Consider the following 25,618-nt stretch of genomic DNA (forward strand, 5'->3'; position numbering starts at 1 on the left):
ACTCCTGGCGCGGTCACGCCACAATGGGCCCATGACGCCGGGTGAGCAGGCCAGACACTGGGAGCACCCGGCGCTGCCGGGGGTGGACCTGCTCCGGGCGCGCTACATCCGGCACACCTTTCCCCGGCATGCCCACGACGGCTACGTGATCGCCGCGGTCACCGCGGGAGTGGAGGGCATCGGCCTCCCGGAGGGGGCCGAGCGGGCCGGTGCGGGTGCCGTCGTACTGATCAACCCCGACACCCCCCACTCTGCTTACGCGGGGGAGGAGGAGGGCTGGGCCTACCGTGTCCTCTACCCCGCCCGGGAGGTCGTCGCCGCGGTGGCGGTCGACCTCTCCGCTCCGCGCGGCACCCCCGCCTTCACCGCCACCGTCCTGCACGACCCCGCCACGGCCCGGATGATCGCCGACGTCCACGCGGCCGCGGAGGGCGACAACGCGCTGGCGGCCGACATCTGCCTGCGGCTTCTGCTGGCCCGGCTGCTCACCCGGCACGGTGCGGGGCCCGCCACCCCCCGCGGCCGACCCGGAGGCCAGGCCGTCGCCGCCCGAGCCCGCGAGCTGCTGACGGCCAGGCTCGCGGATCCGCCGGGCCTGGAGGAGCTCGCCACCGCATTCGGCACCAGCCCCTTCGCCCTGCTGCGGGCGTTCAAGTCCGCCTACGGGCTGCCCCCGCACGCCTGGCTGACCGGCGAGCGCGTCAAGGCCGCCCGCCGGCTGCTGGACGCGGGCGTCGCACCCGCGGCCGCCGCGACCGCCGTCGGCTTCACCGACCAGCCGCACCTCAACCGCCACTTCACCCGGATCATAGGAGTCCCGCCGGGTGCCTACCAGCGCGAGCGCAAGAACGTACAAGACCCGCCGCGGGGCGCTTCCTAACCTGGGCGGATGACCGCACCACCGATACCCGACCGGGCCGACCAGCCGCCTTCGCCACCCGCCTCCCGCTCACGCGTGGTCCGAGATGCCCTCGGCGTCGGCGTGGCCGTGGGCCTTTCCGGCTTCGCCTTCGGTGTGACCTCCGCAGGCGCCGGGCTCTCGGTGCCCCAGAGCTGTGTGCTGTCCCTGCTGGTCTTCACCGGCGCCTCGCAGTTCGCCCTGGTCGGGGCGCTCGGGGCGGGCGGCAATCCCTTCGCGGCGGCCGCCGGAGCCTTCTTCCTCGGCGCACGCAATGCCTTCTACGGGCTGCGGCTGTCCCAACTGCTGCGGCTGCCCGCGTCGCTGCGCCCGCTGGCCGCGCAGTGGGTCATCGACGAGACCTCCGCGGTGGCGCTGGCACAGCGGGACCGGGCGAGCGCCAGGCTCGGCTTCACCGTGACCGGCGCCAGCCTGTACGCGCTGTGGAATCTCACCACCCTGGCCGGAGCGCTGGGCGCATCCGCGCTCGGCGACCCCGCCGCCTGGGGCCTGGACGCGGCTGGTCCCGCGGTCTTCCTCGCCCTGCTGGCCCCCATGGTCAAGGGCCGCACGGAACGCGCGGTGGCGGCACTGGCCGTCCTCCTCGCCCTGGCCGGGCTGTCCCTGCTGCCTGCCGGGGTGCCGGTTCTCGTCGCCGCCCTGGCCGCGCCACTGGTGCTGGCAGGCAGCCGGCGTGCCCGCGGCGACGGCGGAGCGGCCACCGCTCCTGCCGGGACGGTGCGGGACGAGGTGCGGCCATGAGCACAGACGTGAGCGTCTGGACGGCCATCGGCGTGACGGCGGCTGGCTGCTACGCCGTGAAACTGCTGGGGCTCTCGGTGCCGGCAGGGCTGCTGGAAAGGCCGCTGGTCAAGCGGCTCGCGGCACTGGTGCCCATCGCGCTGCTCGCCGCCCTGACCGCGCTCCAGACCTTCGGCACCGACCGGCTGCGGCTCGCCGTCGACGCCCGGGCCGCGGGGCTCGCGGCCGCATGGGCCGCGGTGCTGCTGCGGGCGCCCTTCCTGGTGGTGATCGCGGCGGCGGTGCTCGTCACCGCGGGTGTACGCGCCCTGTCCGGCACCTGACGGCGGGCGGATCCGTCCGGCGGGCGAGCGATACTGGCAGCCATGCGGTTGACGATTTTCTGGGAACGAATGCGCGCCCACTTCGGGGACGCCTACGCCGACTCCTTCGCACGTGACCATGTGATGGCGGAACTGGGCGGGCGTACGGTCCACCAGGCGCTGGACGACGGCTGGGAGGTCAAGGACGTCTGGCGTGCGGTGTGTGCCGCGATGGACGTGCCCGCGGCGCGGCGCTGACACGACGCCGGACGGGCCTGCCGCGCCCGTCCGGCCACACCGCGGGCCGCACCAGCGCATCCGCTGCGCCGAATGAGTCGATATCAGGACTTTCCCTCCGCCCGAGGCGACACTTGGCGCGTGGCAGGAACCGGCGACACACCCGATCCGGCCACGCCTCCTGCCCCGCCGCCCGGCGGACCCGGTTCGCACGACACGCCGCGTGCATCCCGCGCCGGCATGCCGCGCTGGCTGCCGCGGGCGCTGGTCCTCGCGCTCGTCCTCATCGCCTGCTACCAGTTCGCGCACTGGGCCTTCGACCGGCTCATCGGACTGCTCGTCAACGTGCTGATCTCCTTCTTCTGCGCCGTGGCGATCGAGCCCGCGGTGGCCTGGATGGCGACCCGCGGGGTGCGCCGCGGCGTGGCCACCGGCCTGGTCATCTTCCTGGTGCTGGCCGCGGCGGCGGGTTTCGTCCTGGCGCTCGGCTCGCTGCTGGTCGATCAGATCGGCACCATCGTGCGCAATCTGCCGCAGTACGTGAACGACATCGTCATGTGGATCAACAGGACCTTCGGCTCCCACCTCGATGCCGACAGGCTCAAGGACAACGTCCTGCACTCCGACTGGGTGCGCACCTACCTCGCGAACGGTGCGAGCAGCGTGTGGGGGCTGTCGGCCACCGTCATCGGCACCGTCTTCCAGCTCTTCACCGTGCTGCTGTTCACCTTCTACTTCGCCGCCGACGGCCCGCGGCTTCGCCGCTCGCTGTGCTCCGTACTGCCGCCCGCCCGCCAGTCCGAGGTGCTGCGGGCCTGGGAGATCGCGGTCGCCAAGACCGGCGGCTACCTCTACTCCCGCGCGCTGATGGCCCTGATCTCCGGGGTCGCGCACTACGTCCTGCTCCAGGCGCTCGGAGTGCCCTACGCGCCCGCGCTCGCGGTCTGGGTCGGGCTGGTCTCGCAGTTCATCCCGACCGTCGGCACCTATCTGGCGGGCGCCCTGCCGGTCCTGATCGCCTTCGCCGAGGACCCGTGGGACGCGTTGTGGGTGCTGATCTTCGTCGTGGTCTACCAGCAGTTCGAGAACTACCTGCTCCAGCCGCGGATCACCGCGCGCACCGTGGACATCCACCCCGCGGTCGCCTTCGGCTCCGTCGTCGCGGGGACGGCTCTGCTCGGGGCGGTCGGTGCCCTCATCGCCATCCCCGCGACCGCCACTTTGCAGGGCTTCTTCGCCGCCTACGTACGGCGCTACGAGGTGGACGACCCCCGCGCCTGACTGCCCGGCGGTTCGCTTGACACGGAATTCGAACATCCATTCTCATGGAGGAGCCGACCGGATTTCCTCCGGTTCGGCGGCACCGATTCGGGCCGGAACCACCGGCCGGAACCGCCCGAGTTATCCACAGGCCGGAGCGACGTCCGGGCGCATTGTCAGTGGCAGGCGCTAGCGTCGTGGACGTGAAGCGATCGAACCAGACATCCCGGGTGGAACCCATGGCAGGAAACGACCGCGACAAGGCGCTTGACGCCGCGCTCGCACAGATTGAACGGCAGTTCGGCAAAGGCGCTGTCATGCGCCTCGGCGACCGGCCGAATGAGCCCATCGAGGTCATCTCCACCGGGTCGACCGCCCTGGACGTGGCCCTCGGCGTCGGCGGACTGCCGCGCGGCCGGGTGGTGGAGGTGTACGGCCCCGAGTCCTCGGGCAAGACCACGCTGACCCTGCACGCGGTGGCCAACGCGCAGAAGGCCGGCGGCACGGTGGCGTTCGTGGACGCCGAGCACGCACTCGACCCCGACTACGCCAAGGCCCTCGGCGTCGACACCGACAACCTCCTGCTGTCCCAGCCGGACACCGGTGAGCAGGCGCTCGAGATCGTGGACATGCTGGTCCGCTCGGGCGCCATCGACCTCATCGTGATCGACTCCGTGGCAGCCCTCGTGCCGCGGGCCGAGATCGAGGGTGAGATGGGCGACTCGCACGTGGGCCTCCAGGCCCGGCTGATGAGCCAGGCGCTCCGCAAGATCACCAGCGCGCTCAACCAGTCGAAGACCACCGCGATCTTCATCAACCAGCTCCGCGAGAAGATCGGTGTGATGTTCGGCTCGCCCGAGACCACCACCGGTGGCCGCGCACTGAAGTTCTACGCCTCCGTCCGGCTCGACATCCGCCGGATCGAGACGCTCAAGGACGGTACCGACGCGGTCGGCAACCGCACCCGCGTCAAGGTCGTCAAGAACAAGGTCGCGCCGCCCTTCAAGCAGGCCGAGTTCGACATCCTCTACGGCCAGGGCATCAGCCGTGAGGGCGGCCTGATCGACATGGGTGTCGAGCACGGCTTCGTCCGCAAGTCCGGCGCCTGGTACACGTACGAGGGCGACCAGCTCGGCCAGGGCAAGGAGAACGTCCGCAACTTCCTCAAGGACAACCCGGACCTGGCGGACGAGATCGAGAAGCGGATCAAGGAGAAGCTGGGCGTCGGCGTCCCCAAGGTCGAGGCACCGGCAGTCCAGCCGGGGGACGACGCGGCAGGTGCCGCGGTGGTGCCGCCCAAGGCCGAGGTCCCGGCGCCGAAGAAGGCGGCCAAGGCCACCGCTGCCAAGGCGTGACGCCGTGGCACGCAGGTCCCAGGAGCGCGGCGGCTCTTCCGAGTCGAGGGCCTCGCAAGAGCCGCCGCTCGATCCCGAGGAGCAGGCGCGGGCGCTGTGCCTGCGCCTGCTCACCGGGACCCCTCGCACCCGTCGGCAGCTCGCCGACGCCATGCGCAAGCGGGAGATCCCCGATGAGATCGCGGAACACGTCCTGGAGCGCTTCCAGGACGTGGGGCTGATCGACGACCAGGCGTTCGCCAACGCCTGGGTGGAGTCGCGGCACCGCGGTCGCGGGCTGGCGCGCCGGGCCCTCGCCCGGGAGTTGCGCCATCGCGGGGTGGAAGCCGAGCTGGTGACCGAGGCGGTCGGCCTGCTCGATCCCGAGCAGGAGGAGGAGACCGCGCGGGCCTTGGTGCAGCGACGACTGCCGGGCACCCGCGGTCTGGACCGCGACCGCCGGATCCGGCGTCTTGCCGGGATGCTCGCCCGCAAGGGCTACGGCGAGGGCCTGGCACTCAAAGTGGTGCGCGACGCCCTCGCACAGGAGGGCGACGCGGACGGGGAGTCGTGGCACGACGCAGCGGAGGTGGACCAATGGGAATAGCCGAGCGGCCGGGCGGGCAGGCGTAGCGCCGGCCCGCACCGTACGCCGCCTACCGAGTACGCCCGCTGACGTGGGCGCCCGCCGCGCCGCTTCCCGGCACTCCGCGTGTGGCGGCATGCCGATCGTCCTCGCCGGCGCCATCGCCGTCCTGGCCGTCGTCCTCCTGGCCGTCGGTCGTGTGCGGCGGACCGCCACGGGCCAGGTCCGCGTAGGAGTACAGCTCCGCGGGGCGGCAGCCGACCATGGCTGTCACCAGATGCCCGTCCGGCCGGACCAGCAGCACGGTGTGCGCCGTCGCGCCCGGGTAGGTCTCGGCCACCAGGAGTTCCGCCGGCGTGGGCAGCGCGGCGACCGCGGACGCCAGCCGGGGCATCAGCCCGGCCGTCAGCCAGTGCCGGCTCTCCCACACCCCGGTGCCGGGTGCGATCAGGACCACGACCAGCCCCTGCCCCAGCCGGTCGTACAGCCGGCCGACCGTGCCGTCGAGCGCCGTCACCTGCACATCCCCGACCCGCCCGCCGGGCGGGGTGTCGCAGTCCGCGACCAGCGGCGACGCCCCGGACCTTCCCCCGCCCGACCGCGGCGCGGGCAGTGCCAGCGGCGACCGTCCGTAGACCAGGGAGGCCGCCGCCGCCCCGCGCCCGAGGTGGCTGTCGGTCAGCATCTCCGCCTGCCCGCGTGCCGACCCCGACAGCACCGACTGCCGTACGGTCTGCCAGGTACCACTCGCCCGGAGCATCGGAAGCACCTGGTCGGTGGCCCGCAGCCGGGCGCCGACCGCCCCGCGCCGCTCGGCCTCATAGCTGTCGAGCAGCAGCTTGGACGCACCGTCGTGCCATGCCAGGGCGAGTTTCCAGGACAGGTTCTCGGCGTCCCGCAGCCCCTCCTCGACGCTCTGCGCCCCGAGCGCGCCCATCAGGTGTGCGGCGTCCCCTGCCAGGAAAGCCCGGCCGGACCGCCACCGCCTGGCCAGCCGCTGATGCACCGAGTAGTCGGCGGAGCCCACGACCTCATAGGGGACGACGCTGCCGCACCAGGTGGCGAGCGTGCCGCGCAGCCGCTCCACCAGGGCGTCGGGAGCCAGCCCGCGGGCTTGCAGCGGCAGCAGCCAGTCCAGCCGCCACAGCCCGTCGGGCAGCGGCCGCGCCGTCACCTCCTGCCCGGCGGGCGCCCCCGGCGGGTCCCGGTGCAGCAGGGCCACACCCGGCTCGGGGAGTTCGGCTCGCACCACCGCGACCGCGTGCCGGTCCACCGCGGTGCGGCCAGGGAAGCGGACGCCCAGCAGCTTGCGGACCGTCGACCGCGGGCCGTCGCACCCCACCAGGTAGCTGCCCCGCCACCAGGTCTCGTGCGACCCGCTGGTGTGGACCGTGACCCCGCGCCCGTCCTGCTCCAGAGCGTCGACCCGGCAGCCCGCCACGATCCGGACGGAGCCGCAGCCGAGCAGTGCCTGCCGCAGGGCGTTCACGAGCCGGTGCTGTGCGATTTGCACCGGTGCCTCGTCCGCCGCGAAGTCGACCCTCGCCACCTCGGCCCGCCTGCGTACGGTGCGCCAGCCGGTCCAGGCGGCGCCCTCGCCGCGGACGGCGGGGCAGCCCAGCCGCTCGACCAGCGCGACTGCCGCGGGACCGAGGACGGCGGTGCGCGAGCGCCGCAGCCCCTCGGCGTCGGCGATCACCTCCGCCTCGTCCAGCAGGATGACGGGGACGTCGCGGCGGGCCAGCGCGAGGGCGAGGGTCAGGCCCACAGGGCCAGCCCCCGCGACGATCACCGGGTCCATGGAGCAGCCCCCGGAAGAAGTGCGGTCACAAAGCGTATGCAACCCACTGCGCCTGCCCACGTCAAGCGACAGTCGCACGTCGGCGCGGTGCGGCGACCGCATTCGGGGGCACGCGGTATGCATTGCCGGGCGCCCGTGACGCGTACCGGCTCGGTAACGGTCGGCACCGTGAGCCGGTACCCCCTTGACGCACCCCCGGCCGATCGGCGTGGATTCGGTCACACAGACCGGGCACGGTCCGCCGGCCGTCCGGATGGACCGGTTCCCGGTGCACCTGCGGCCACCGGTGGTGGGCAGGTCCGTGGAACGAGGCGTCCACAGACCGATCGGACCGGGCCCGACATGGGCAGGAACGTGGGCAGGGACAAGGCCGGACCGGCAGGACACGAGGAGGAGACCACGGATGCGGCTGCTGCTGGTGGAGGACGACGACCGGGTTGCCGCGGCCGTCTCCGCGCTCCTCGGCAAGCACGGGTTCGACGTCAGGCACGCCCGCAGCGGCGAGGAGGCGATGCAGGCGATGCTGCCCGACGGCGGCCCCGCCTTCGACTGCGTCCTGCTCGACCTCGGCCTGCCGGACCAGGACGGTTTCGAGGTGTGCAGCCGGATCAGGCGCAGGACGGCCACACCGGTGATCATGGTCACCGCGCGCGCCGACGTCAGGTCCCGGATCCACGGTCTGAACCTCGGCGCCGACGACTACATCGTGAAGCCGTACGACACCGGTGAACTGCTCGCCCGTATCCATGCCGTCAGCCGCCGCCCGCCGCTCAAGCCGGCCGGCCTCACGGCGCCCGAGCCGGTGTCAGGCGGGGCACAGCAGCCCGGGGCGCAGACGGCCGAGACGGCCGCCGCGCAGCGCACCCGGCTGCTGCTCGGCCCCGTCGCCGTCGAACTCCCCGCCCGCCGGGTCACCGTGGACGGCGACCCGATCGTGCTGACCCGGAAGGAGTTCGACCTGCTGGCGCTGCTCGCCGGGCGGCCAGGAGTGGTCTTCCGCCGCGAGCAGATCATCAGCGAGGTGTGGCGGACCGCGTGGGAGGGCACGGGCCGCACTCTCGAGGTCCACGTCGCGTCGCTGCGCTCCAAGCTGCGCACCCCGGCCATGATCGAGACGGTGCGCGGCGTCGGCTACCGGCTCGTCGTGCCGCCGGCCGGCTGACCGCAGGCAGGACAGGTCCCGTACCGTGCGCTCCCGACTGCTTCCGCTGCTGATCGTGCTGATGGCGGGTGTCCTGCTGGCCCTCGGCATCCCGCTCGCCGCGAGCCAGGCCGCCGCGCAGCAGCAGCGGGTCGTCGTCGACCGGATCGACGACACCACACGCTTCGCCGCGCTCGCGCAGTTCGTCACCGCACGCGACGAGCAGAAGTCCATGGTGGACAGCGTCGACGGCGAGCGGCTGCACACCCTGCGCACCGAGCTCGCCCGCTATCAGCAGCTCTACGGCATCAGCGCCGGCGTCTTCTACCGCGACAGCGGAGCCATGGCCGTGGCTCCGAGGAGTTGGCGGCTGCCCGCGCAGGGCGAGCTCTACGACGCCTACGAGTCGGCGCTGCTCGGCAGGCGCGCCCACGACCCGGCCCAGGTGTGGCCCTGGCAGCACCGCAGGCTGGCGATCGCATCGCCGATCGTGCGGGACGGAGATGTCGTGGCGGTCGTCGTCACCGACTCGCCGACCGGCGCCCTGCGCTCGCGCATCCTGCACGGCTGGATGCTGCTGGCCGCCGGTGAACTCGCCGCCATGGTCATCGCCGTGCTGTGCGCGGTCAGGCTGACCGGCTGGGTGCTGCTGCCGGTCGCCACCCTCGACCGGGTCACCCACGACATCGCAACCGGCCGGATGAAGTCCAGGGTCGGGGCCGCCGGCGGCCCGCCGGAGCTGCGGCGCCTGATCAGGTCGTTCAACGAGATGGCGGACAACGTCGAGGCCGTGCTCGACCAGCAGCGATCATTCGTCGCCGACGCCTCCCACCAGCTGCGCAACCCGTTGTCGGCGCTGCTGCTGCGGATCGAGCTGCTCGGCCTCGAACTGCCCGAGGGCCACACCGAGGCCGAGTCGGTCAAGGAGGAGGGGCACCGGCTGGCACAGGTGCTCGACGACCTGCTGGGCCTGGCGGTCGCCGAGAGGTCCGGGAGCCATCTGGTGGCCACGGACATCGTGGCCATGGCCCGCACGCGCACATCCGCCTGGCAGGCGGTCGCCGACCGGGCGGGCGTCGTCATGGACTTCGTCGCGCCGCGGGACGGCACCGCGGTGACCGGGTGGGCGGACCCCGTCGCCCTGTCCAGCGCGCTGGACGCGGTGCTGGACAATGCCATCAAGTTCACACCCGCAGGTGCTGCCGTCACGGTCACGGTGGCGGCGGACGGCGACAGCGCCGCGATCGTCGTTGCCGACAGTGGCCCCGGGCTCGCGGACGACGAGCTGCCCAGGGTGGGCGACCGGTTCTGGCGCAGCGCACGGCATCAGAACGTGCAGGGCTCGGGATTGGGGCTGTCCATCGCCAGGGCGCTGCTCACCCACGGCGGGGGCGCCATCGGGTACGCGCACGGCGATCCGACCGGCCTTGAGGTCACCCTCTCCGTGCCGCGCACGGCACCTGCGGTGGTGACGTAGCCGCTGCTGCGGGTCGGCAAGGTCACGCCTGGCCGGACGGGACTGGCCGGACCCGCCCTACGGCTTGACCGAGCGGTAGTAGCGTTCCGCGCCCGAGTGCAGTGGCAAGGGGTCGGTGAAGACCGCGGTGCGCAGGTCGACCAGTTGGGCCGCGTGCACGACCGTGCCGATCGCGTCCCTGCTGTCGATCACCGCCCGGGTCAGCCGCTCCACCAGTCCTGCGTCGGCGCGGTCCGTCGTGATCAGCAGATTGGCCACCGCGACGGTGGGCACCGCCTTGCCGCCCTGAGCCGCCGGGTAGGCGTCGGCCGGCATGATCGCCTGCCGGTAGTACGCCATCTCGGAGCCCATCGCGTGCAGCGGTGCCACCAGGTCGCCGAGTTGGACCAGTTTGATCCTGGCCACCGGGGTGGCCATCGCGGCCACCGCGGCGGTCGGCAGGCCACCCGACCAGAAGAAGGCGTCGAGCCGGCCGTCGAGCAGCATCGCGGGCGCCTGGTCGATGCCCACCGGCTCGGCTTTCAGGTCCGTGTTCATGTCCATGCCCGCCGCGGCGAACAGCCTGCGGGTGATGAGGTTGACGCCCGAATCCGCCTGTCCCACCCCGACCGTCATATGGCGCAGGTCCCGGATCGAGCGGACGGACGAGTCACGCGGTACGACCAGCTGCATGTAGTCGTCGTAGAGCCGTGCGACCGCCCGCAGCCTCGACTTGCCAGGACCGTCGTAACTCGCCACCGCGTCGGCCGCCGCGATCGTGAAGTCGGACCGCCCCGACGCGACCCGCTTGATGTTGTCGACGGACCCCTCGGTGTGCTCCAGCGTGACCTTGACCCCTGGCAGCGCCGTCTGCAGGTCGCCCTGGAGCAGCATTCCGTACTTCTCGTAGACCCCGTTGGCCACGCCCGTCGCGAAGGAGAGCGGGGCGCGCGGATAGCCGGGGCCGCCGGACGGCAGCAGCCACCACAGGAGCAGTGCCAGTGCGGAAGCGGCGGCCAGCACGCCTTGCAGCACCCGCCGGCGCCGGGCGCGGCGGTCCTGCGGCCACAGCGCACCGGTGCGGGGGAGGTCCATGCCCCGCGATCCTGCCAGGCCGCGATCACAGGGGGAAGGGGCGGCGGTCGGGGGGCGGGTCCCGCAGGTGTGCGCGGCGGTCGCGGACGGGCGCAGGCGCCGGGCGAAGGCACGGCAATCGCCACGCCTTTCGCCGGTCGCGCACGGCAGACCCGAGGCGGCGGCGAGGCGGCCCGGGAACCACGTACTCTGGTGGATTGTTATGAGCGCGCGTACTTACGAGGTCCGCACCTACGGGTGCCAGATGAACGTCCACGACTCCGAGCGGCTGTCCGGCCTGCTGGAGGGCGCCGGCTATGTGCGGGCTCCGGAGGGCTCCGACGGGGCGGACGTCGTCGTCTTCAACACCTGTGCGGTGCGGGAGAACGCCGACAACAGGCTCTACGGCAACCTCGGCCAGCTGGTGCCGAAGAAGGCGGCTCGGCCCGGCATGCAGATCGCCGTGGGCGGCTGCCTGGCGCAGAAGGACCGCGACACGATCGTGAAGCGCGCGCCTTGGGTCGACGTCGTGTTCGGCACGCACAACATCGGGCAGCTTCCCGTCCTGCTCGAACGGGCCAGGATCGCGGAAGAGGCCCAGGTCGAGATAGTCGAGTCGCTGGAGACCTTTCCCTCGACGCTGCCGTCCCGGCGCGAGTCGGCCTACGCGGCGTGGGTCGCGATCTCCGTGGGCTGCAACAACACCTGCACCTTCTGCATCGTGCCCGCGCTGCGCGGCAAGGAGAAGGACCGGCGGCCGGGCGATGTGCTCGCCGAGGTCGAGGCGCTCGTCGCCGAGGGCGTCATCGAGGTCACGCTGCTCGGCCAGAACGTCAACGCCTACGGGTCCGACATCGGCGACCGCGAGGCGTTCGGCAAGCTGCTGCGCGCCACCGGCGGTGTCGAGGGCCTGGAGCGGATCCGCTTCACCTCCCCGCACCCGCGGGACTTCACCGACGACGTGATCGCGGCGATGGCCGAGACCCCGACCGTGATGCACCAGCTGCACATGCCGCTCCAGTCGGGTTCCGACCGGGTGCTCAAGGCGATGCGGCGGTCGTACCGGCAGGACCGCTACCTCGGCATCATCGAGAAGGTCCGCGCCGCGATGCCGGACGCCGCCATCACCACCGACATCATCGTGGGCTTCCCCGGCGAGACCGAGGAGGACTTCGAGCAGACCCTGCACGTGGTGCGCGAGGCGCGCTTCGCGCAGGCCTTCACCTTCCAGTACAGCAAGCGGCCCGGCACCCCCGCCGCTGACATGGACGGCCAGATCCCCAAGGCCGTCGTCCAGGAGCGCTACGAGCGGCTGGTCGCCCTCCAGGAGGAGATCTCCTGGGAGCAGAACAAGACGCAGGTCGGCAGGACCCTCGAGGTGCTGGTCGCCGAGGGCGAGGGCCGCAAGGACGACGCCACCCGCCGGCTGTCGGGCCGCGCGCCCGACAACCGCCTGGTGCACTTCGAGCGCCCCGAGGGGCAGCGGGCCAGGCCGGGTGACATGGTGACCGTCGAGATCACCTACGCCGCTCCGCACCACCTGCTCGCCGAGCGGCCCGCGCTGTCGGTGCGCCGCACCCGGGCCGGGGACGCGTGGGAGCGGCGGACCGCCGCCCCGGCGCCGCAGCCGGCCGGTGTGATGCTCGGGCTGCCCACGATCGGGGCACCCGCTCCCGCGCCCGCCGAGGCGAACACCGTCGGCGGCTGCGTGCTCGACTGACCGACCTCGGGACGCCTGCCGGTCCCACCGCCCCGGGGGCCGCCGGTGCGGAGCGTCGCCGGAGGGAAGCGCCGCCGATGCGGAGGGGCGGCGCGCAAGGCGGTGTGACGCCGGAGGGAAGCGCGCGGCCCGGCTCGCCGTCCGCCACCGGCGGTAGGGTGTCGATCATGCTGGTCGCCGCTGCCGTCTGCCCCTGCCCACCGCTGCTGGTTCCCGAGGTGGCGGTAGGAGCCGCGCCGGAGCTGGACGCCCTGCGGGACGCCTGCGGGGACGCCCTCGGCCTGCTGGCCGCCTCCCGGCCCGACGTGCTGGTCGCAGTGGGCCCCGCCGACCTGCCGGGCCGCGGCGCCTTCCCCGGCGGTGCCCGCGGCTCCTTCCGACCGTTCGGCGTCGCGCTCGATGTGCGGCTCGGCCACGCGCCGGAGCCGCACGGTGCCGGCACCGCGACCGACGACGTACGGGCGCTGCCGCCTTCGCTCGCGGTCGCCGCCTGGCTGCTGCGCGGCTGGGACGCCGCACCGGTGGAGGGCCTGGGGGTCGGGGAGCCGCTTGCCCCGGAACGCTGCGCCGCCGCCGGACGGGAAGTCGCCGCGTCCGCGGAACGCGTCGCCCTGCTGGTGATGGGGGACGGCAGCGCGTGCCGCACGGTCAAGGCACCCGGTTACCTGGACGAGCGGGCCGACGCCTTCGACGCGGGCGTCGCCGCCGCGCTCGCCGACGCCGACACCGAGGCACTGGCCGCGCTCGACCCGGAACTGGCACAGCAGTTGCGCGCGGCCGGCCGGGCGCCCTGGCAGTTGCTGGCAGGAGCCGCGCAGGGCTCGGGCCTCGGCGGGGAGCTGCTGTACGAGGCGGCGCCCTACGGGGTCGGGTATTTCGTGGCCGGCTGGACGTAGCCAGGGGACGAGGCGCCGAGCGCGCCCGGCGGCTGGACGTGGCCGGCGGCGAGGCGCCGAGCGCGCTCGCCCATGGACAGGCCGCGGAAGGTGGAATCCCGCGGCCGTCCGGTATCACTCGCCGTACCGCAGCCTGCGAGAGGCAGCGACGGCTTCTGCGGGGGCGCAGGCGTCAGGCCTGCCCGCCGCTGTCCTGGCGGCCCTTGTCGCCGAGATTGCCCATGGCGTCCCTCGTCTTGTCCGCACCCGTGTCGATCCGGTCGGTGTGCTTGCCGCCGGTCCGCGAATCGGCTGTCTGGCTTGCCTTGTCGATACCCGAGTCGACCTTGTCGGGGTGCTGCTGGGCGGCGTCGCCGGCCTTGCTCTTCGCCAGGCCGAGCTTGTCCTTGAGCGTGTCCATGAAGCTCATCTGGCACCTTCCCTCGAAGATGGCGCATCCAGGGCGGCGGCCTTCGCCGTTCTGCGACGAGCTGGGCGCAAAACACCACAAGCATCGCAAAATGCCCCTCACCTGAGACGATACTCGCGCCACCGGGAATGCGCGCCGCCGGCCGTGGCCCGGCTGTGCTCCGACAGTGCGAGCCGGGCGCCCGATCTTTGGGAGACTGGCACCGTGAAGAACCGTGTGATCACCGTCGTCGGTCCCACCGCGGCCGGAAAGTCGGACCTCGGTGTCGCCCTTGCCCGCACGCTGGGCGGCGAGGTGATCAACGCCGACTCCATGCAGCTCTACCGCGGCATGGACATCGGCACCGCGAAGCTCCCGGCGGACGAGCGGCAGGGAGTGCCGCACCACCTGCTGGACATCTGGGACGTGACGCAGGCCGCCAACGTCGCCGACTACCAGCGGCTGGCCCGCGACCGGATCGCCTCCCTGCACGCGGAGGGCCGCGTCCCGGTGCTGGTCGGCGGCTCGGGCCTGTACGTCCGCGCCGCGATCGACCCGCTGGAATTCCCCGGCACCGACGCCGCCGTACGCGCCCGGCTCGAGGCCGAGCTCGACATGCGCGGCCCCGGCGCCCTGCACGCCAGGCTGGCCGCCGTCGACCCAGCCGCCGCCCACGCGATCCTGCCGAGCAACGGACGCCGGATCGTCCGGGCCCTGGAGGTCGTCGAGATCACCGGCCGCCCCTTCACCGCCAACCTGCCGCAGACCGAGACGCAGGAGTCCGTCTACGACACCGTGCAGATCGGCCTCGATGTTCCCCGGCCGCTGCTCGACGAGCGCATCGCGCTGCGGGTCGACCGCATGTGGGCGGCCGGCCTGGTGGCGGAGGTGCGCGAGCTGGAAGCCGTGGGACTGCGGGAGGGCCGCACCGCCTCCCGCGCTCTCGGCTACCAGCAGGTGCTGGCCGCACTCGCCGGAGAATGCACCGAGGACCAGGCGCGCGCGGACACCGTGCGGGCCACGAAACGTTTCGCGCGGCGACAGGATTCGTGGTTCAGACGCGACGGGCGTGTGCACTGGCTCACTGCCCAGGACCCGGAACTCACCGACCGCGCCCTGACGTTGCTCGAAGGAGCGGTCACAGCCTGATCACGTGATGGCATCGGGACGCTCAGGCGTCCGGAAGCAGCCCTTCGGCCGTGCCATCATCGAGCATCCAGCTACGGTGTCGAGGACTTGGGAGGGCGCGTGGCGATGGCAGCCGGCCCACGCGACACCCCTCAGGGGCGCGAACCAGCAGCGGGCTCCTGGGAGTCCCATGCGTCACAGGGGGCAAACGGCGTCCCTGGCGATGGTGGGGAACACCTCGACGAGCTGGCGCAGTTGGAGTCGCTCGACGCCCTCGGTGACCCGCTCGACCCGCTGGGTTCGATCGACGCCGTCCTGCCGCTCGACGGTGGGCAGTCCTTCCGCGAGCTGCGACCGCAGCGCCGGCTGCGGATCTGGCAGCTCGCCCCGATCATCGCGCTCGCGGTGGGCGGGTCCCTCATGTTCGCCTTTCCTCTCGCCTTCGAGTCCGGCGACGCCGGTCCCGTCGTCGCGATGCTCGGCCTGCTGCTGTGCTGCTGCTCGGCCGGCTGGGGTCTGATGGCCGCCCGCCGGGTCGGGTACACCTGGCCGGGGTTGCCCGCCCGAGGCTCCGGCGCACGCGTCGACTGGCGGTTCGTCGCCGGCTACGCCGCCCTGATCGCGGTGCTCGCCGCTCTGGCCGTCTGGAGGGTCGCCCGGCTGCGCTGACGCCCCGCGCCGCCTGCGACTGTCCTCCCGCGTACGATCGACATGTGACTGACGCGCGCCACGGCACCCTCCCTTCGGCCTTCCTCAAGGGCCACGGGACCGAGAACGACTTCGTGATCGTCCCCGACCCGGACGGCCTGCTCGACCTGTCCGCCGAGCAGGTGGCCCGGCTGTGCGACCGCCGCGCCGGGATCGGCGGCGACGGCCTGCTGCGTGTCGTACGGTCCGCCGCCCACCCCGAGGCGGCAGACCTCGCCGACCGGGCCGAGTGGTTCATGGACTACCGCAACAGCGACGGCAGCATCGCCGAGATGTGCGGCAACGGCGTCCGCGTCTTCGCCCGCTACCTCCAGCGGGCCGGGCTCGCCGACGCCGGAGACCTGGCCATCGCCACGCGTGCGGGAGTGCGCGAGGTGCACATCGCCAAGGACGGCGACGACGGTACCCCCGGTGCGATCACCGCGGGCATGGGCCGCGCGGTCCTCCCCGGCGGAGCGGTGACGGTCACCGTCGACGGCCGCAGCCGGCCCGCGCTGCACGTCAGCATGGGCAACCCGCACGCCGTCGTCTTCGTCGACGACCTCGACGATGCCGGTGACCTCTTCCGCGCCCCCGCCGTGGAGCCGGCCGAGGCCTACCCCGCCGGTACGAACGTCGAATTCGTCGTGGACCGCGGACCACGCCACGTGGCGATGCGCGTCCACGAGCGCGGGTCGGGGGAGACCAGGTCCTGCGGCACCGGCGCCTGCGCCGTCATGGTCGCCGCCGCCCGCCGCGACGGCCTGGACCCCGCGAAGACCGGCAGCCCCGTCACCTACACGGTCGACGTCCCCGGCGGCCGGCTGGTGATCACCGAGAACGTCGACGGCCGGATCGAGATGACCGGCCCCGCGGTGATCGTCGCCGAAGGAGTCCTCGAACCCGTTCTGTCCGCGCCCCACCTGGCCGGCTGATCGCCCTGGACCGGACTGCCGTGCGGCTCATTCCGCCAGGAATCCCCGTACACCGTCCCTCTAACGGGTGATGGGGATCACTCTCGGCGAGAGCGTGACGGCCGCACGTGGTGGGCTCGATAGCATCAATCACCGGCGCGGCCCCGCGGGTCGTGCGAGGGCTTCCGCAGCCGGTTCATGCTGCCGGAGGTGCCGATGAGCGCAGACAACGCGGTGGACGCCGAGCGCGCCGACGAGGCCCGTCGACGCGGCCTGCGACGCATCGATCTGCGCCGGCTCGGCCGGGCCGCGCTGCTCGGCCCTGGCACCAGGGACCGGCTGCCCGGCGCCATCGAGCACCTCATCAAGGTCCACCGCGCCCGGCATCCGCGCGCGGGTTCCGAAGCCGTCGAGACGCTGCGCCGCGCGTATGTGCTCGCCGAGTCCTCGCACCGGGGCCAGACCCGCAAGAGCGGTGAGCCCTTCATCACCCATCCGCTCGCCGTCACCCTCATCCTGGCGGAACTCGGGGCCGAGACGACCACGTTGACCGCATCGCTGCTCCACGACACCGTCGAGGACACCGATGTGACGCTGGATCAGGTGCGGGAGGAATTCGGTGCCGAAGTGACCCATCTCGTCGATGGCGTCACCAAGCTGGAGAAGGTCGACCACGGTGCCGCCGCCGAGCCCGAGACCTTCCGCAAGATGCTGGTCGCCACCGGCAGCGACGTCCGGGTGATGTCGATCAAGCTCGCCGACCGGCTGCACAACGTCCGCACCCTCGGGGTGATGCGGCCCGACAAGCAGGCCAGGATCGCCAAGGTCACCCGCGACGTGCTCATCCCGCTCGCCGAGCGGCTCGGCGTGCAGGCGCTCAAGACCGAGCTCGAGGACCGGGTCTTCGCGATCCTCCACCCCGCCGAATACGCCCGCACCCAGGCCATGATCGCCGCCAACGCGCAGCGGCCCGACCTGCTGGCCACGATCGCCGAGGACCTGCGCAAGGTGCTGCGCGACGCGGACATCGCGGCCGAGGTCGCCATCAGGCCGCGGCACGCGGTCTCCGTCCACCGGCTGCTGCTCAAGCGCGGTGGCGCGGAACTCGGCGGCGGTGACTTCGGGCGCCTGCTCGTCCTGGTCGGGGAGGACGCCGACTGCTATGCGGTGCTCGGCGAGCTGCACACCTGCTTCACCCCGGTGATCGCCGAGTTCAAGGACTTCATCGCCGCTCCGAAATTCAACCTCTACCGGTCGCTGCACACCGCCATCGCCGACGACCAGGGCCGGATCGCCGAGGTCCTGGTCCGCACCCGCCAGATGCACCGGGTCGCGGAGGCCGGGGTGATCGCCCTCGGCGACCCGCGCGCCGCGGCCGAGCAGCTGGAGTCCGCCGGCCGCACGCCACCGCTCGTCACGGGTGGTGCCGGTGCCGCGGGCGGCGCGGGACGCACCGCGCCGGGGACCGCGGCCGCCGAGGTCTGGGGGAAGGTCGACCCGACCCAGCCTGGCTGGCTCGCCCGACTTCTCGAATGGCAGCGCGAGGCGCCCGATCCCGACACCTTCTGGACCGCGCTGCGCGACGACCTCGCACAGGACCGCGAGATCACCGTCTTCACCGCGGAGGGCGGCGACGCCTCCGGCACGATCCGGCTGCCCGCAGGCGCCAGCTGCGTCGATGCCGCCTATGCCGTGCACGGCGAGGGCGGCCGCCGATGTATCGGCGTGCGGGTCAACGGCCGACTGGCTCCGCTGGGCACCCGGCTGCGCGACGGTGACAGCCTGCAGCTCCTGCTGGACGACGCGGCCGCCTCCCGCCCGGCCGCCGACTGGCTCGAGCACGCCACCACACCGGCGGCCCGGATCGCGATCACCCGCTGGCTGGCGCTGCACCCGGCGCCCGCCGACGACGACCAGCCCGCCCCCGCACCCGCCGTACGTCCCGCCAGGGCCGCGGGCAGCGCCCCCGCGGCCCAGCCGGTGGCGGTCACCGACCTCCCCGGGGCCGCGGTGCGGCTCGCCCGCTGCTGCACGCCCGTCCCGCCCGACGCGGTGACGGGCTTCGTCATCCGCGGCGGCGCAGTGACCGTCCACCGGGTCGAGTGCCCCACCACCGGAAGGATGGCCACGGCCGGGCGGGCACCCGTACCGGTCAGGTGGCGGGACGGCATGCCCGCGGGCGGCTACCGTGCCACGGTGCTCGCCGAGGCGCTGAGCCGCCCACGGCTGCTCGCCGACCTCACCGAGGTGATCGCCACCGAGGGGGTCGGCATCGTCTCGGCCGCGGTGGAGCCGCCGCAGGAGCACCGGGTGCGGCACACCTACACCGTGGAGCTGCCCGACCCCCGGGCTCTCACCGGGCTGATGCGCGCCATGCGGGCGGTACCCGGCGTCTACGACGTCTACCGCGCCAAGCCCGCTGTCACCGTGAGCCGTGGCTGACCTCTTCACTGCCGTCCCGGTCGTGCTCACGCGCACCCACCTCCCGAGTCCTCCACCGGCTCGCCTTGTCGAGCGCGAATGGTTACTCTGAGTGAACGGGCGGCCGCGGTGGCCCGTTCCCGGGCGGCGTCACCCGTACGGGTGGTCCTCACGCTGCGCGCATCCGCCGGGAAACCCGCGTGACCGCGGGGGTCCGGCGTGCGACCATCGTATTGACGGCACGAACGGGTGCCGGACACTGACCGTACGACCTAAGGATCCGATGACCTCCTCCTCTTCTTCCTCTTCGAACGACCGCCAGCGCCTCCCCGAGAGCCTTCGGGCCGACGCCCTGATGGAAGAGGACGTCGCCTGGAGCACGCAGATCGACGGAGACCGGGACGGCGATCAGCTCGACCGCTCCGAGCGGGCCTCGCTCCGCCGGGTCGTGGGACTGTCCACAGAGCTCGAGGACGTCACCGAGGTCGAGTACCGGCAGCTGCGCCTGGAGCGCGTGGTGCTCGTCGGCGTCTGGACCTCGGGCACCGTGGACGACGCCGAGAATTCGCTGGCGGAACTCGCCGCGCTCGCCGAGACCGCGGGCGCCATGGTCCTCGACGGCGTGATCCAGCGCCGCGACAAGCCGGACCCGGCCACGTACATCGGCTCGGGCAAGGCCCAGGAGCTGCGGGACATCGTGCTGGAAAGCGGCGCCGACACCGTCGTCTGCGACGGTGAGCTGAGCCCCGGCCAGCTCATCCATCTCGAAGACGTGGTCAAGGTCAAGGTCGTCGACCGCACCGCGCTGATCCTGGACATCTTCGCCCAGCACGCCAAGTCCCGTGAGGGCAAGGCGCAGGTCTCGCTCGCCCAGATGCAGTACATGCTGCCGAGGCTGCGAGGCTGGGGCCAGTCGCTGTCCCGGCAGATGGGTGGTGGCGGCTCCGGCTCGTCCGGCGGCGGCATGGCCACCCGCGGTCCCGGTGAGACCAAGATCGAGACCGACCGCCGGCGCATCCGCGAGAAGATGGCCAAGATGCGCCGGGAGATCGCGGAGATGAAGACCAGCCGCGACCTCAAGCGCCAGGAACGCAAGCGCCACAAGGTCCCGTCGGTGGCCATCGCCGGCTACACCAACGCGGGCAAGTCCTCGCTGCTCAACCGGCTCACCGGTGCGGGTGTCCTGGTGGAGAATTCACTGTTCGCCACCCTGGACCCGACCGTACGCAGGGCGGAGACGCCCAGCGGGCGGCTCTACACCCTCGCCGACACCGTCGGGTTCGTCCGGCACCTGCCGCACCACCTGGTGGAGGCCTTCCGTTCCACGATGGAGGAGGTCGCGGACGCCGACCTGATCCTGCACGTGGTCGACGGCTCGCACCCGGTGCCCGAGGAGCAGCTGGCCGCGGTCCGCGAGGTGTTCCGCGACGTCGGCGCGCTCGATGTGCCCGAGATCGTCGTGATCAACAAGGCGGACGCAGCCGACCCGCTGGTGCTCCAGCGCCTGCTGCGCAACGAGAAGCACGCCATCGCCGTGTCGGCACGCACCGGCAAGGGCATGGACGAGCTGCTCGAGATGATCGACAGCGAACTGCCGCGCCCTGACGTGGAGGTGGAGGCCCTGGTGCCCTACACCCACGGCGGCCTGGTCTCCCGGGTGCACGCAGGCGGCGAGGTGCTCTCCGAGGAGCACACCGGCGACGGCACTCTGCTCAAGGTGAGGGTGCACGAGGAGCTGGCGGCGGAATTGGCGCCGTTCACCCTCGCCACGCACCGCTGACCGACCCGGTCGCGGGCCGGGCACACCGCCCGGTGCCCCGGCCGGCTGCACCGCATGGGTGAGGCCCCGTCTCCAGGAGACGGGGCCTCACCCATGTCCTCAGCTGAATTTGCTGCTGACGGCGTCGAAGACCTTCTTGGCGTCCGCGCCGAGCCGCGGGCCGGCCAGCCAGGTGGCGGTCACCGGGCCGATCGAGGTGTTGCTGACCAGCGCGGTGCTCCCGTCCGGCCGCTTGGCGAACCATCCCCCGCCGGAGGAGCCCGCCGTCATGGTGCAGCCGATGCGGTATTCGGTGGGCTGCCGAGCGTCGAGCGAGAGCCGCCCCGGCTTGCCTGCGCAGTCGAACATCCGCTGCCCGTCGTAGGGCGGCGCCGCCGGATACCCCCAGGCGTCCAGGCTGCCGACCTGCGCTGTCGACGGGGCGTCGAACCACACCGGCATGGCCGAGCCCACCGTCTCCTCCAGCGACCTGCCGCCCTTCTCCGGCACCACGTGCAGCACGGCGAAGTCGTAGGGCGAGCCGCTGCCGCCCGACTCGGCCCCGGTGTCGATCCACTGCTGCGAGGTGCTGGCCCCGTCGGCCCAGAAGACCCCGTAAGGCGCCAGCACGTCGCGCTTGGCGCCCTTGAGCGCCGCGGCGCTCTTGCCCGTGTCGTTGTATGCGGGCACGAACGCGATGTTGCGGTACCAGCCGCCGTCCGCTCCCGCGTGCACGCAGTGGCCGGCCGTCCAGACCAGGTTGGACTTGCCCGGGTGCGCCGGGTCCTGGACCACGGTCGCCGAGCAGACCATCGAGCCCTTGGGGCTGTCGAAGAACAGCTTCCCGACGTCAGGTGCGCTCTGGTGGTAGGGAGTGGCCACCTGGCGCGCCGTCACGGGTGCGGGGGCGCGGTCGGTCTGGCCCTGGTCGGACGGTACGTCGACGGGGACGTTCTTGTCCTGCGGGTCGGCGGCCTGCATCCGGTCGTCGTTCCACAGGCCCTCGATCACCGGGTTGACGAAATCGGCTGCCTTGCGCAGCCATTGGGACTTGTCCCAGTTCTTCCAGGCCCCGCGCTTGTACGCCTCTTCCCACTTCTTCAGGTCGGTGACGCTGGTCGGCAGCGACGTCGGAAGGGAAAGGTCGAGCTTCGGCTTCTTCGCCGTGGTCTGCGCCGACGTGGGCTTGGCGTCGTTCCCGTCATCCGACGACTGGCACGCGCTTGCCGTGGCCACCAGGACCACGGCCGCTGCAGCCGCCATCAGCGACCGACGTATCGAAGACATGAACGTGAGCCCCCTGCGAAGTCTGCGCCCCGGACGAGCAGTTGCGTGTCCGGCACGGACGGCGCATGGTCACGCCGTCGGTGTGAGGGACGGTCACCGCCCGTTCACCGGTTCCTTCGCGAAACTTCTGTGCGCGGCCCGTGATCGGTCCGTCACCGCGTCGTTAGTACGGGCGGGGGACGCATCGACGACAGGCGACTCGGAGGAGACAGCACGTGGCGGCCATTTCGAGCGCGCCGGAACATCTCGCGGCGCCGGTCGGCGACCGCGACGAGCCCACGGCGGGGGAGGGGATCCTGCGCAGACAGGCGCAGCGCGAGTCCGCCGCCCGCACCTACGCGCGCTCGCTGCCCGTGGTGCCGGTGAGGGCCCGGGGGATGACCGTCGAGGGCGCCGACGGCCGCCGCTACCTGGACTGCCTGTCAGGGGCGGGGACCCTCGCGCTCGGCCACAACCACCCCGTCGTCCTGGAGGCGATCAGGGGCGTCCTCGACTCCGGCGCGCCGCTGCACGTGCTGGATCTGGCGACGCCGGTGAAGGACGCGTTCACAACGGCCCTTTTCGAGACGCTGCCGTCGGCGCTCGCCGAGCACGGCCGGATCCAGTTCTGCGGTCCCGCGGGCACCGACGCGGTCGAGGCGGCCATCAAGCTCACCAGGACCGCGACCGGGCGCGGCGGGCTGCTGGCCTTCTCCGGCGCCTATCACGGCATGACGGCGGCGGCACTCGCCGCGACGGGCGACACGGCGGCCCGCGCGGCCCTGCACGGGGCCGAAGCCCAGGTCACCCGGTTGCCGTTCCCGTACGACTACCGCTGCCCCTTCGGCATCGGCGGCGAGCGCGGCGCGGAATTGGCCGCGCGCTGGACCGCGCACCTGCTGGACGACCCCAAGGGCGGCGTGCAGCCGCCCGCGGGGATGCTCCTCGAAGCGGTACAGGGCGAAGGGGGCGTGATCCCGGCGCCCGACGGCTGGCTGCGGCGGATGCGGACCATCACCGCCGACCGCGACATCCCACTGATCGTGGACGAGGTGCAGACCGGGGTCGGCAGGACCGGCACCTTCTGGGCCGTCGAGCGGAGCGGCATCGTGCCGGACGTCATGGTGCTGTCCAAGGCCATCGGCGGCAGCCTCCCGCTGGCCGTCATCGTCTACCGCGAGGAGCTGGACGGCTGGCTGCCCGGTGCCCACGCGGGGACCTTCCGCGGTAATCAGCTCGCCATGGCCGCGGGCGCCGCGACCCTGCGCTTCGTCCGCGGGAACGCCCTGCACGAGCGCGCGGAGACCATCGGCTCCCGCATGCTCGGCCTGCTGCGCGGACTGGCCGCGCACCATCCCTGCATCGGGGACGTACGCGGCCGCGGTCTGATGATCGGCGTGGAGATGGTCGACGCCGGTGCGGAGGCGGACGACCACGGCGCGCTGCCCGCCGCACCGCACCTGGCCGCGCGCGTCCAGCGCGAGGCCCTGCACCGGGGCCTGATCGTCGAACTCGGCGGCAGGTACGGCAGCGTCGTCAGGCTGCTGCCGCCGCTGACCATCACCGACGAGCAGGCCGAGGCCGTACTCGAACGCCTCGCCGCAGCCATCGAAGCCGCCGACGCCGCCGCACCGGGCGCCGCCGCATGACGCCCGCACCCGACATCCTCCGCAGCCCCGCGGCAATGATCAGTGGAGCCCATGTATGACCGCCCCCGTAGAAGCCGCCGTGGCCCCGGCCACGGAACCCACCGGTGTGCCGCTCCAGCGCCCGCACTCCCCGCAGGACGCCGGAGCACAGCTCCACGAGGCCCCCCTCGGCATCGGTCCCGATCCGCTGCACCACCCGGACGCCCATCTCGTCGCCGACGCGGCGGCCACCGACAACCTGCTGCGGTGCTGGGTACGGGAGAGGGGGCTGCCGCGGCCCGCCGACGCCGTGCTGCGGATCGCCCTGCCTGCCAGCGGGCTGGAGGCCAGGGCGGCCGTCCGCCACTGGTCGCCCACCGGCCACCACCGCTTCGGGCCGGCCCGTCCCACGGCCGGCGGGCCCGCCCTGACCGCGGTCGAGCTGTCCGCGCTGCTGGCCAGGGAAGGCGGCGGCGAGGCAGCCGAGGCCGCCGACCTGGTGGCCAGGGTGGCCGACTCGGTACGCCGCACCGCAGCGTTCGTCACAGAACGCCGCACGCGGCCTGGCCCCGCGGACGCCGAACTGCCCTTCCTCGACTCCGAGCAGTCCCTGATCTTCGGGCACCCGATGCACCCGGCGCCGAAGAGCCGCGAAGGGCTCAGCGAGAACGAGAACGCGGCGTACTCCCCGGAGACGCGCGGCTCCTTCCCGCTGCACTGGCTCGCCGTCGACGCGGGCCTGCTCGCCACCGACTCCGCCTGGACCGAAGGGGGCCGCCCGATCGACGCGGTCGACCTGATCGGCTCCCTCGCCGGCCACGGCCCGACCAGGCCGGACGGCACCGCGCTGCTCCCGCTGCACCCCTGGCAGGCCCGCGACATCCACCACCGGCCCGGTGTGCGCGCCCTGTTCGAGGCGGGGCTGCTGCACGACCTCGGCCCGCACGGCGAGGCGTGGCACCCCACCTCCTCGGTGCGCACCGTCTACCGGGCCGACGCCCCTGCCATGCTGAAGCTGTCGCTCGGCATCCGCATCACCAACTCCCGCCGGGAGAACCTCCGCAAGGAACTGCTGCGCGGCACCGAGGTCCACCGGCTGCTGCGCAGCGGTCTCGCAGCCGAGTGGCATGCCTCCCACCCCGGCTTCGACATCGTGCGCGACCCCGCCTGGCTCGCCGTCGACACCGAGGACGGCGACCCGGTCGCGGGCCTCGACGTCGTGATCCGGCACAGCCCCTTCGGAGCGGGCGACCGGGCGCACTGCATCGCCGGGCTGGCCTCGCCGCGCCCCTGGCCGGCCGACGGATCGGCGCCCCTGATGCGGTCAAGGCTCGCCGTGCTCGTCGCCAGGCTCGCGGAGCGGACAGGGCGGTCGGGCCCGGCCGTCGCGACCGAGTGGTTCCTGCGCTACCTCGACGCCGTGGTCCGGCCGCTGCTCTGGCTGGACGGCGAGGCCGGCATCGCGTTGGAGGCACACCAGCAGAACACCCTCGTCCTGCTCGACGAGGACGGCTGGCCCTGCGGCGGCCGCTACCGGGACAACCAGGGCTACTACTACCGCGCCTCGCACCGCGCGGACCTGGAACGGCGGCTGCCGGGCATCGGAGTCGCGAGCGACACCTTCGTCGCTGACGAGATCGCGGACGAGCGCTTCGCGTACTACGTCGGCATCAACAACGTCCTCGGCCTGATCGGCGCCCTCGGGTCGCAGCAACTCGCCGACGAGCGGGTGCTGCTCGCCGCCTTCCGCCGGCTCCTGACCAGGGAGGCGCAGGTCGGCAGCAGCAGCCTGCCGGGACTCCTGCTGCACAGCGCACAGCTGCGCTGCAAGGCCAACCTGCTGACCCGGCTGCACGGTATGGACGAACTCGTCGGCCCGGTCGACAGCCAGTCGGTCTACATCACCATGCCCAACCCGCTGGCCGTCTGACAGGCGCCGCGCGCGGGAGAGGAGCAGCCA

Annotated in this window: 21 protein-coding genes and 1 pseudogene; 18 read left to right on the forward strand and 4 right to left on the reverse strand. The window is 72.8% G+C overall.

The window, feature by feature from the left end:
• Positions 1 to 31: 31 nt before the first annotated feature.
• From ACGFMP_RS17840 to ACGFMP_RS17870, 7 genes and pseudogenes are all read left to right on the forward strand, one after another.
• Positions 32 to 880: an AraC family ligand binding domain-containing protein gene (locus ACGFMP_RS17840; protein WP_393673364.1), complete on the forward strand. Its 849-nt coding sequence runs from the start codon at positions 32 to 34 to the stop codon at positions 878 to 880.
• A 9-nt stretch (positions 881 to 889) separates the two neighbouring features.
• Positions 890 to 1,660 carry an AzlC family ABC transporter permease gene (locus tag ACGFMP_RS17845; protein ID WP_393673365.1) on the forward strand — a complete coding sequence of 257 codons (771 nt, stop codon included), beginning with the start codon at positions 890 to 892 and terminating at the stop codon, positions 1,658 to 1,660.
• A gap of 8 nt (positions 1,661 to 1,668) precedes the next feature.
• Complete coding sequence (locus ACGFMP_RS17850) at positions 1,669 to 1,983, forward strand: AzlD domain-containing protein (RefSeq protein WP_393673764.1); 315 nt, start codon at positions 1,669 to 1,671, stop codon at positions 1,981 to 1,983.
• Positions 1,984 to 2,025: 42 nt separating this feature from the next.
• Positions 2,026 to 2,220 carry a DUF3046 domain-containing protein gene (locus ACGFMP_RS17855; RefSeq protein ID WP_393673366.1) on the forward strand — a complete coding sequence of 65 codons (195 nt, stop codon included), beginning with the start codon at positions 2,026 to 2,028 and terminating at the stop codon, positions 2,218 to 2,220.
• Between the two features lie 120 nt (positions 2,221 to 2,340).
• Positions 2,341 to 3,480 (forward strand): AI-2E family transporter, encoded by a 1,140-nt coding sequence (locus ACGFMP_RS17860; protein WP_393673367.1) that lies wholly within the window; start codon positions 2,341 to 2,343, stop codon positions 3,478 to 3,480.
• A 218-nt stretch (positions 3,481 to 3,698) separates the two neighbouring features.
• The gene (gene recA, locus ACGFMP_RS17865) at positions 3,699 to 4,814 is read left to right on the forward strand and encodes a recombinase RecA (protein ID WP_393673369.1); all 1,116 of its coding nucleotides are present in this window, start codon (positions 3,699 to 3,701) and stop codon (positions 4,812 to 4,814) included.
• Positions 4,705 to 5,292 (forward strand): annotated as a pseudogene (locus tag ACGFMP_RS17870) (regulatory protein RecX); the annotation flags it as partial. The gene recA and the pseudogene ACGFMP_RS17870, both read left to right, overlap by 110 nt.
• A 157-nt stretch (positions 5,293 to 5,449) precedes the next feature.
• Here the strand turns inward: ACGFMP_RS17870 and ACGFMP_RS17875 are convergent.
• On the reverse strand, positions 5,450 to 7,180 hold the full coding sequence (locus ACGFMP_RS17875; RefSeq protein WP_393673371.1) for an FAD-dependent monooxygenase: 1,731 nt from the start codon (positions 7,178 to 7,180) through the stop codon (positions 5,450 to 5,452).
• A gap of 403 nt (positions 7,181 to 7,583) precedes the next feature.
• Between ACGFMP_RS17875 and ACGFMP_RS17880 the strand changes: the two genes are divergently transcribed.
• Both ACGFMP_RS17880 and ACGFMP_RS17885 read left to right on the forward strand, forming a co-directional pair.
• Complete coding sequence (locus ACGFMP_RS17880) at positions 7,584 to 8,342, forward strand: response regulator transcription factor (protein ID WP_393673372.1); 759 nt, start codon at positions 7,584 to 7,586, stop codon at positions 8,340 to 8,342.
• Positions 8,343 to 8,367: 25 nt separating this feature from the next.
• The gene (locus tag ACGFMP_RS17885; RefSeq protein WP_393673373.1) at positions 8,368 to 9,798 is read left to right on the forward strand and encodes an ATP-binding protein; all 1,431 of its coding nucleotides are present in this window, start codon (positions 8,368 to 8,370) and stop codon (positions 9,796 to 9,798) included.
• A 57-nt stretch (positions 9,799 to 9,855) separates the two neighbouring features.
• Here the strand turns inward: ACGFMP_RS17885 and ACGFMP_RS17890 are convergent, their stop codons facing one another.
• Positions 9,856 to 10,872: a TAXI family TRAP transporter solute-binding subunit gene (locus tag ACGFMP_RS17890; protein ID WP_393673374.1), complete on the reverse strand. Its 1,017-nt coding sequence runs from the start codon at positions 10,870 to 10,872 to the stop codon at positions 9,856 to 9,858.
• A 202-nt stretch (positions 10,873 to 11,074) separates the two neighbouring features.
• Here ACGFMP_RS17890 and miaB point away from each other — a divergent pair, with 202 nt between their 5' ends.
• Together miaB and ACGFMP_RS17900 are read left to right on the forward strand one after the other, a co-directional pair.
• Positions 11,075 to 12,571, forward strand: a complete 1,497-nt coding sequence (miaB, locus tag ACGFMP_RS17895) for a tRNA (N6-isopentenyl adenosine(37)-C2)-methylthiotransferase MiaB (protein WP_393673375.1) — start codon at positions 11,075 to 11,077, stop codon at positions 12,569 to 12,571.
• 167 nt (positions 12,572 to 12,738) lie between these two features.
• A complete protein-coding gene (locus ACGFMP_RS17900; RefSeq protein WP_393673376.1) occupies positions 12,739 to 13,467 on the forward strand; it encodes a class III extradiol dioxygenase subunit B-like domain-containing protein in 729 nt (242 codons plus the stop codon).
• A gap of 172 nt (positions 13,468 to 13,639) precedes the next feature.
• Here ACGFMP_RS17900 and ACGFMP_RS17905 read toward each other — a convergent pair whose 3' ends face one another.
• Positions 13,640 to 13,876 (reverse strand): antitoxin, encoded by a 237-nt coding sequence (locus ACGFMP_RS17905; protein ID WP_393673377.1) that lies wholly within the window; start codon positions 13,874 to 13,876, stop codon positions 13,640 to 13,642.
• A 204-nt stretch (positions 13,877 to 14,080) separates the two neighbouring features.
• Between ACGFMP_RS17905 and miaA the strand changes: the two genes are divergently transcribed.
• The 5 genes from miaA to hflX all read left to right on the forward strand — a co-directional run bounded on the left by miaA (position 14,081) and on the right by hflX (position 20,785).
• On the forward strand, positions 14,081 to 15,004 hold the full coding sequence (miaA, locus tag ACGFMP_RS17910; protein ID WP_393673379.1) for a tRNA (adenosine(37)-N6)-dimethylallyltransferase MiaA: 924 nt from the start codon (positions 14,081 to 14,083) through the stop codon (positions 15,002 to 15,004).
• Positions 15,005 to 15,109: 105 nt separating this feature from the next.
• Complete coding sequence (locus ACGFMP_RS17915; protein ID WP_393673380.1) at positions 15,110 to 15,652, forward strand: hypothetical protein; 543 nt, start codon at positions 15,110 to 15,112, stop codon at positions 15,650 to 15,652.
• 44 nt (positions 15,653 to 15,696) lie between these two features.
• Entirely contained in the window at positions 15,697 to 16,605 is a 909-nt protein-coding gene (gene dapF, locus ACGFMP_RS17920; RefSeq protein ID WP_393673381.1) for a diaminopimelate epimerase, read from the forward strand.
• A gap of 195 nt (positions 16,606 to 16,800) precedes the next feature.
• Complete coding sequence (locus tag ACGFMP_RS17925; RefSeq protein WP_393673382.1) at positions 16,801 to 19,026, forward strand: RelA/SpoT family protein; 2,226 nt, start codon at positions 16,801 to 16,803, stop codon at positions 19,024 to 19,026.
• Between the two features lie 262 nt (positions 19,027 to 19,288).
• Complete coding sequence (gene hflX / locus ACGFMP_RS17930; RefSeq protein WP_393673383.1) at positions 19,289 to 20,785, forward strand: GTPase HflX; 1,497 nt, start codon at positions 19,289 to 19,291, stop codon at positions 20,783 to 20,785.
• Positions 20,786 to 20,884: 99 nt separating this feature from the next.
• Here hflX and ACGFMP_RS17935 read toward each other — a convergent pair whose 3' ends face one another.
• Complete coding sequence (locus ACGFMP_RS17935) at positions 20,885 to 22,051, reverse strand: trypsin-like serine peptidase (RefSeq protein ID WP_393673384.1); 1,167 nt, start codon at positions 22,049 to 22,051, stop codon at positions 20,885 to 20,887.
• 224 nt (positions 22,052 to 22,275) lie between these two features.
• Here ACGFMP_RS17935 and ACGFMP_RS17940 point away from each other — a divergent pair, with 224 nt between their 5' ends.
• Together ACGFMP_RS17940 and ACGFMP_RS17945 are read left to right on the forward strand one after the other, a co-directional pair.
• The gene (locus ACGFMP_RS17940) at positions 22,276 to 23,679 is read left to right on the forward strand and encodes a diaminobutyrate--2-oxoglutarate transaminase (RefSeq protein ID WP_393673765.1); all 1,404 of its coding nucleotides are present in this window, start codon (positions 22,276 to 22,278) and stop codon (positions 23,677 to 23,679) included.
• Between the two features lie 55 nt (positions 23,680 to 23,734).
• Positions 23,735 to 25,588, forward strand: a complete 1,854-nt coding sequence (locus ACGFMP_RS17945; protein ID WP_393673385.1) for an IucA/IucC family protein — start codon at positions 23,735 to 23,737, stop codon at positions 25,586 to 25,588.
• The last annotated feature ends 30 nt before the right edge of the window (positions 25,589 to 25,618 follow it).

It is taken from the genome of Streptomyces sp. NPDC049040, assembly GCF_043197715.1.
GTDB lineage: Bacteria > Actinomycetota > Actinomycetes > Streptomycetales > Streptomycetaceae > Actinacidiphila.

Bases quoted from the DNA above. Each gene is read 5' to 3' on its own strand.
- ACGFMP_RS17840 (WP_393673364.1), top strand. From the start codon at position 32: ATGACGCCGGGTGAGCAGGCCAGACACTGGGAGCACCCGGCGCTGCCG.
- ACGFMP_RS17845 (WP_393673365.1), top strand. From the start codon at position 890: ATGACCGCACCACCGATACCCGACCGGGCCGACCAGCCGCCTTCGCCA.
- ACGFMP_RS17855 (WP_393673366.1), top strand. From the start codon at position 2,026: ATGCGGTTGACGATTTTCTGGGAACGAATGCGCGCCCACTTCGGGGAC.
- recA (WP_393673369.1), top strand. From the start codon at position 3,699: ATGGCAGGAAACGACCGCGACAAGGCGCTTGACGCCGCGCTCGCACAG.
- ACGFMP_RS17875 (WP_393673371.1), bottom strand. From the start codon at position 7,180: ATGGACCCGGTGATCGTCGCGGGGGCTGGCCCTGTGGGCCTGACCCTC.
- ACGFMP_RS17880 (WP_393673372.1), top strand. From the start codon at position 7,584: ATGCGGCTGCTGCTGGTGGAGGACGACGACCGGGTTGCCGCGGCCGTC.
- ACGFMP_RS17890 (WP_393673374.1), bottom strand. From the start codon at position 10,872: ATGGACCTCCCCCGCACCGGTGCGCTGTGGCCGCAGGACCGCCGCGCC.
- miaB (WP_393673375.1), top strand. From the start codon at position 11,075: ATGAGCGCGCGTACTTACGAGGTCCGCACCTACGGGTGCCAGATGAAC.
- ACGFMP_RS17900 (WP_393673376.1), top strand. From the start codon at position 12,739: ATGCTGGTCGCCGCTGCCGTCTGCCCCTGCCCACCGCTGCTGGTTCCC.
- ACGFMP_RS17905 (WP_393673377.1), bottom strand. From the start codon at position 13,876: ATGAGCTTCATGGACACGCTCAAGGACAAGCTCGGCCTGGCGAAGAGC.
- ACGFMP_RS17915 (WP_393673380.1), top strand. From the start codon at position 15,110: ATGGCAGCCGGCCCACGCGACACCCCTCAGGGGCGCGAACCAGCAGCG.
- ACGFMP_RS17925 (WP_393673382.1), top strand. From the start codon at position 16,801: ATGAGCGCAGACAACGCGGTGGACGCCGAGCGCGCCGACGAGGCCCGT.
- hflX (WP_393673383.1), top strand. From the start codon at position 19,289: ATGACCTCCTCCTCTTCTTCCTCTTCGAACGACCGCCAGCGCCTCCCC.
- ACGFMP_RS17935 (WP_393673384.1), bottom strand. From the start codon at position 22,051: ATGTCTTCGATACGTCGGTCGCTGATGGCGGCTGCAGCGGCCGTGGTC.
- ACGFMP_RS17945 (WP_393673385.1), top strand. From the start codon at position 23,735: ATGACCGCCCCCGTAGAAGCCGCCGTGGCCCCGGCCACGGAACCCACC.